The organism is Paenibacillus sp. NPDC056722 (assembly GCF_042790635.1).
GTDB classification, from domain to species: domain Bacteria; phylum Bacillota; class Bacilli; order Paenibacillales; family Paenibacillaceae; genus Paenibacillus_AQ; species Paenibacillus_AQ agri.
Map to the genome: position 1 here is coordinate 42,157 of NZ_JBHTYV010000022.1, position 6,233 is coordinate 48,389.

The 6,233-nt window shown below is 52.7% G+C and carries 3 protein-coding genes; 1 reads left to right on the forward strand and 2 read right to left on the reverse strand.

From position 1 onward, the window contains the following. Nucleotides 1-183 precede the first annotated feature (183 nt). Nucleotides 184-3,552: a DEAD/DEAH box helicase gene (locus ACFRAM_RS27845; RefSeq protein WP_379470218.1), complete on the forward strand. Its 3,369-nt coding sequence runs from the start codon at nucleotides 184-186 to the stop codon at nucleotides 3,550-3,552. A gap of 92 nt (nucleotides 3,553-3,644) precedes the next feature. Here the strand turns inward: ACFRAM_RS27845 and ACFRAM_RS27850 are convergent, their stop codons facing one another. Continuing rightward, entirely contained in the window at nucleotides 3,645-4,754 is a 1,110-nt protein-coding gene (locus ACFRAM_RS27850; protein ID WP_379470220.1) for a glycosyltransferase, read from the reverse strand. A gap of 99 nt (nucleotides 4,755-4,853) precedes the next feature. Continuing rightward, on the reverse strand, nucleotides 4,854-6,233 hold a 1,380-nt coding region (locus ACFRAM_RS27855; RefSeq protein ID WP_379470222.1), incomplete at its 5' end, for an exosporium glycoprotein BclB-related protein.

Below are 6,233 nucleotides of genomic sequence, written 5' to 3' on the forward strand. Positions count from 1 at the left end.
TTGAATATACCAACAAATGTAGATCTCCGCTGATATGCGTTAATGTGTTGGATATGACAAACACTCTTTTTGACATTATAGCATACGCCAATTCTTTGAATGCGCACGCTTGTTCTGTTAATATAGGACTAGATTTGTAACGGAACGTGAACAAACCGATGTACAAAAGAAAGGAACAAAGGCATGGGATACAGTGTACCGGAACGGGTAATCCAGCTGCTGTGCGGCAAGTCCGTTCTAGAAGAAGGAGCCATCCTCTTCCACAGCGACAAGGTTCAATTAACCTGGGAAGAACAACAAGAGGATCGCGGCGGAATCGTCAGCCGGACAGCGTATGAGGCCATCGTACAGGGGCATCTCAGCTATGACGTCAAGGTTGCCGTGGACAGTGATGGAGACGTCAGGGCGGAGTGCAGTTGTCCGGCCTATTCACACGGCGGGCCTTTCTGCAAGCATATCGCTGCCGTACTGATTCATATCCACGATCTGGCGCATGCTGGTCATTCGGATCAGCGTTCCGGGGGCTCTGCCCTGCATCAGCAAAGGCAGTCGGACAGGGAAGACAGCAGGCTGACACCGCGCAATCTTCATCATTCCTCAGGAAGCCCTGCACAAGACAATCAATTGGTTAAAAGTATGCTGGACATGTTCGGGAATTCGCGCCTGCGCCCCCGCCCCAGCGGCGAGGGGAGCTATGTGGACACCAGAGATACGCTCGTTGTGGAATGGATAGTGAGACCCATGCTCTCTGGCTACGGCAGCGCTGAAATGCTGGGTATCGAGCTGAAGGTAGGACCCAGACGTTTATATATTGTGCAGAAGATCAGAACCTTCCTGGAAGCCGTTCATCGTGGGAAGAATTTTGAATTCTCGCGGCATTTTATTTATAATCCCTCGCAATACAGCTTTGTTCAAAAGGATAATGAGGTTATCCAGAAGCTCCTCCAGATCGTGCAAAGTGAGAAGGTCTACCGCGAGAGCATGGGGATTAATTCGCACTATGGGAATAGATCTAACGGGGAGCGGGAGCGGTTACTCCCTATTCCGCCTTATTTCTGGAAGGAACTGCAACCCTTGCTGGCATCGGCATCATCGGTCTACCTCCAGCAAGAGGATAGTCTATACGAAGGCGTGAATCTTTCGCAGGAAGCACCTCCACTGATGTTTCAACTGGATCAGGCGGGTAGCGGCGGCTACCGTCTGGAGGTTCAGGGACTGGACAACATCACGGTGTTGGAGGATTACAATTTGGTGCTGTCCGCAGGCCGGCTGCTGGAACTACCCTCTCAAGAGTGCGGGCGGCTCGCCGGGATCAAACGAATGCTCGGCGCTTCCCGCCAAGGTAGCCTAGGCATTGCGCCAGAGCAGATCGAGTCATTCATGGACAAGGTTATTCCTGGTCTCTTGAAGCTGGGTACAGTCACGGTCGCCGACTCCATCTCGGACAGAATCCTCCATAGCCCTTTAAAAGCCCGGCTCTATCTGGATCGGATCAGGGACCGGCTGCTCGCCGGTCTGGAGTTCCAGTACGGGGATATCGTCCTGAATCCGCTGGAAGAACAGCGCAGCCGCGGGACAGACCTTATCCTTATGCGGGATGGCGAACGGGAAGCCCAAATCATGGGGCTGATGGAGAAAGCAGCTTTCGTCAGAACGGAGAGCAGCTTTCTCATGAGCAACGAAGATGACGAATTCGATTTTCTGTACCATACAGTTCCACTATTGGAGGATTTGCTGGATGTCTATGCAACCACCGCTGTTAAAGGGCGGCTGCTCACAGGTAATCCACCTCCTAAGGTCAGCGTCCGCTGGAATGAAAAAACGGACTGGCTTGATTTCAAGTTCGATATGGGTGGCATTCCTGACGATGAGATCGCCACCCTTCTGAAGGCACTTCAAGAAAAGCGCCGGTATTACCGTCTTCCGGACGGGGCCTTGTTGCCACTGGACACCGAGGAGCTTCAGGAAATTATCACTTTTATGAACGAAGTGGGGATCAAAACTGGAGAGATTCAAGGCAAGGAGTTCTCGTTGCCTCTTCTTCAGGGGTTGCATCTCGGTTCAACCAATCATAAAGGTGATGCGGTCAAGCTCGACAAAAGCTTCCGCAAGCTGCTGGCCAATCTGCAAAATCCAGACAATCTGGATTTCCCGGTACCGGACAGCCTCATTCCTGTGCTGAGGGATTATCAGCAGCTCGGGTTCCAGTGGCTCAAGACACTGGCCCATTACCGATTCGGTGGTATTCTGGCCGATGATATGGGTCTTGGCAAAACACTGCAAAGCATCGCCTTCCTGCTCTCTGAACTGCCGGACATCAGGGACGGAGGACGCCCGGCGCTGATCGTCGCCCCCGCCTCACTAATCTACAACTGGCTCAACGAGTTGAAGAAATTTGCTCCGGAGATAAAGGCGGTCATCGCAGATGGCAGCCTGACGGAACGAAACCGTACGCTTAAGAACACTGCCGGAGCAGATGTGATCATCACTTCCTACCCGCTGCTGCGCAGGGATGTGAAGCTGTATAGCGGGCGATCCTTTCATACACTGATTCTCGACGAAGCACAATTCATCAAGAATGAAGTCACCCAGACGGCCCGGGCGGTTAGAAGTCTGGAGGCCCGCTATCGCTTCGCTTTGACTGGAACGCCTGTAGAAAATGCGCTGGAAGATCTATGGTCTATCTTTGGCGCTGTTTTTCCTGGATTATTCCCGGGGAATAAGAAGACTTTCCATGATTTGCCGAGAGAAGCAGTTGCTAAGCGGGTAAGACCATTCCTGCTGCGTCGCCTGAAGCGTGATGTATTGAAGGAACTGCCGGACAAGATTGAGTCTGTACAAGCATCCGAGCTGCTGCCAGACCAGAAGAAGCTGTATGTGGCTTACCTTGCCCGACTGCAAAAAGAAGCACTCAAGCATCTGGACAGCGACGGCTTCGGCGGATTTGGGGAACACCGGATCAAAATTCTGGCCGGACTGACACGACTTCGTCAACTCTGCTGCCACCCTTCTCTGTTTATCGAAGGCTATCAAGGCAGCTCCGGCAAGTTCGAACAACTGCTTGAAATCATCGATGAATGCCGCAGCTCCGGTAAACGAATGCTAGTCTTCTCACAGTTCACAAGTATGCTGGATCTGATCGGTCGTGAGCTTGGGGTGCAAGGCATTCCCTATTTTTATCTCGATGGCCAAACGCCACCTGCCCAGCGGACTCAGCTATGCCGCCGCTTCAACGAAGGGGAAGGAGACCTGTTCCTGATCTCGCTAAAAGCAGGCGGCACCGGACTGAACCTGACCGGAGCGGATACCGTCATCCTCTATGATCTCTGGTGGAACCCCGCTGTAGAGCAGCAGGCCGCCGACCGTGCTCACCGCATCGGGCAGAAGAATGTAGTACAGGTAATCCGGCTCGTTGCTCAAGGTACCGTAGAGGACAAGATGTACGAATTGCAGCAAAAGAAGAAGAATTTGATCAATGAAGTCATTAAGCCCGGACAAGAGAGCTTGTCCGCACTAACTGAACAGGATATCCGGGAAATTCTGCGGATTTGATGCAATATTAATCAACAGGACAGCCTGTCAGATAAAAGAAGAGAGAATTGACAATCCCCCTACGGCGATTACCCCGTGGAGGGATTGTCATTTTATTTTTCATTTCCAATACCAGTTCCCGTGCTATAAGCAGGACCCAGAAGTGTCTTAAAATACTTTCGGTTATAGCGCATGCTTGGATGGGACGGGGCATATTTTAAGGCCAACTCATTATGTGTATTCGCCTGCAGGTGCTCCCCTATCCGGTCATAGCACAGACAGAGCTGCAGATGCGGTAGCCAGGTTGAATAAGCCCGGTTGGTGAAGCCCATATTCTCTGCTTGCTCTGGCAGTTCGACCGCCTGTTGGTACCAGTAAATAGCTTCCTTGCAGTGGTTTTTTTCTAGGAAAAAAGCACCGATCCGGCAGCAGAATTCCGCACGGGGAGCGTCGTACTGCAAAGTTTTGCAGAGCGCCTGGAACTCTTTTTCCTTATCGCCCAATTGTCCATAACACTCAGCTAATTTGAGGCAGGCCTGAATGTTGTCCTCGACCCATCCCTCTGCTGTATTCAGAAACTTGTTATAGTACTCCACAGCTTCCTGATGCAAGCTATGATCGCGAAGCTCATTGGCGTAATAATACAAGTCGCGAGGGGAGAATTGTTCTCCCTGTTCTGCTCTTTTGCGATAAATGCGCAGATTGCGGTCCGTATGCTCTTTATCCTTTTGATGCGTGATGCACACTTCGCTGTGATGAATGTTCCCACCGACCGCCAGGTATTCATGCACAGGTCCAATCCACTGAAAGTTGCTGTCCCGCCTAACCAGCCGGTTGCGCCGCAAGCTCGAGGTCACATTCCCATCTCGGTCAAACGCCAAATTATAGGGCATGGTTACGCTGTGAAAATGGGGGAGCAACGTCTTTTTTAGCTCTTTAAAAAGAATCTGATCCTTTTTGGAAATCGTATCATCGGCATCCAACCACAGAATATATTCTTTCGTCGCCTGCTTGAAAGCATAGTTTCTTGCTGCAGCAAAGTGGTCAATCCATTCAAAATCATAAATCTTGGCTCCGAAACTTTGTGCTACTTCCTTTGTCTTGTCCGTGGAACCTGTATCCACAATAATAATCTCATCGGCGATTCCCTTAATCGTTGAAAGACAGCGGAAGAGTCCCTCCTCCTCATTACGCACGATCATGCATAGACTTATTGAAACCATAGATATCTCCTTTCTTGAATGGTGCATAGGGACAAAAACAAGCAGGGGCTTGTAACAAGCCCTTGCTTGTTTAAGATTTTGAACCGAACCAGATGAAGATTAGCTGATAGCGACACCGGCACTCGCGTAACCGGCAACCGTAGTGGCCACATCAAGCCCTGCCGTTACCGTTGAGGAGAAGACCAGGATCAAACGGTCTCCCTGATTGACCGGAATCGAAAGGCCAGTAGTTGTTCCGCTGCTGATGGTGCCGAGTGCCAAAACACCTGTGAGCGCAGGAGCCAGTGTTACAACTGCTCCTGGCACTGCCGTAAAGCTATTGTTAGGCGCTGTCGAACGGAACAGTCGGGCAGTAATAGTGAGCGTGCTGCCTAACAAGCTTAGTGCAGCTGTTGTACTGAAGAAAGCAGCCATTGAGGTAATGGTACCCGCACGTGGAACGGAGAACGCTTCGTTGACCAAGAGCCCTGCACCGCCGGTAAGATCAATCGTACCACCGGCAATCGTCAGACCTATGGAGTTCGTACCAAAACCAATCAAGCTCGAGGTGTTCAGCAGACCACCCAGTACTGTAGTCAACGTAGTTGGAAGGCCTGAAGCATAAGGAATGATCGCACTGGAACCTGCGGTTCCTGTGGCACCAGTGGCTCCGGTGTCACCAGTTTCACCTGTTGCACCTGTGGCTCCTGTCGCTCCTGTTGCTCCTGTTGCTCCTGTTGCTCCTGTTGCTCCTGTGGCCCCGGTTGCACCCGTTGCTCCTGTCGCGCCTGTCGCACCAGTTTCACCGGTCGCTCCTGTTGCTCCTGTTGCACCCGTTGCTCCAGTTGCTCCTGTCACTCCTGTCGCGCCTGTGGCCCCGGCTGCTCCTGTTGCTCCTGTTGCTCCTGTCGCACCTGCGTCACCTGTTGTACCAGTCGCTCCAGCTGCTCCCGTTGCTCCTGTCGCACCTGCGTCACCTGTTGCTCCAGTCACTCCAGCTGCTCCCGTTGCTCCTGTCGCACCTGCGTCACCTGTTGCACCAGTCACTCCAGCCGCTCCCGTTGCTCCTGTCGCACCTGCGTCACCTGTTGCACCAGTCACTCCAGCCGCTCCTGTTGCACCAGTCGCACCTGCGTCACCTGTTGCACCGGTCGCTCCTGCTACTCCTGTCGCACCTGCTTCACCTGTTGCTCCTGTCGCACCTGTGTCACCTGTTGCACCAGTCACTCCAGCTGCTCCTGTTGCTCCTGTCACACCTGCGTCACCTGTTGCTCCAGTCACTCCAGCCGCGCCTGTTGCTCCTGTCACACCTGCGTCACCTGTTGCACCAGTCGCTCCTGCTGCTCCCGTTGCTCCTGTCGCACCTGCGTCACCTGTTGCACCAGTCGCTCCTGCTGCTCCTGTCGCTCCTGTCGCACCTGCGTCACCTGTTGCTCCAGTCACTCCAGCTGCTCCCGTTGCTCCTGTCGCACCTGCGTCACCTGTTGCACCAGTCACTCC

Coding starts and splice junctions, on each gene's coding strand:
- ACFRAM_RS27845 (WP_379470218.1), top strand. CDS start 184: ATGGGATACAGTGTACCGGAACGGGTAATCCAGCTGCTGTGCGGCAAG.
- ACFRAM_RS27850 (WP_379470220.1), bottom strand. CDS start 4,754: ATGGTTTCAATAAGTCTATGCATGATCGTGCGTAATGAGGAGGAGGGA.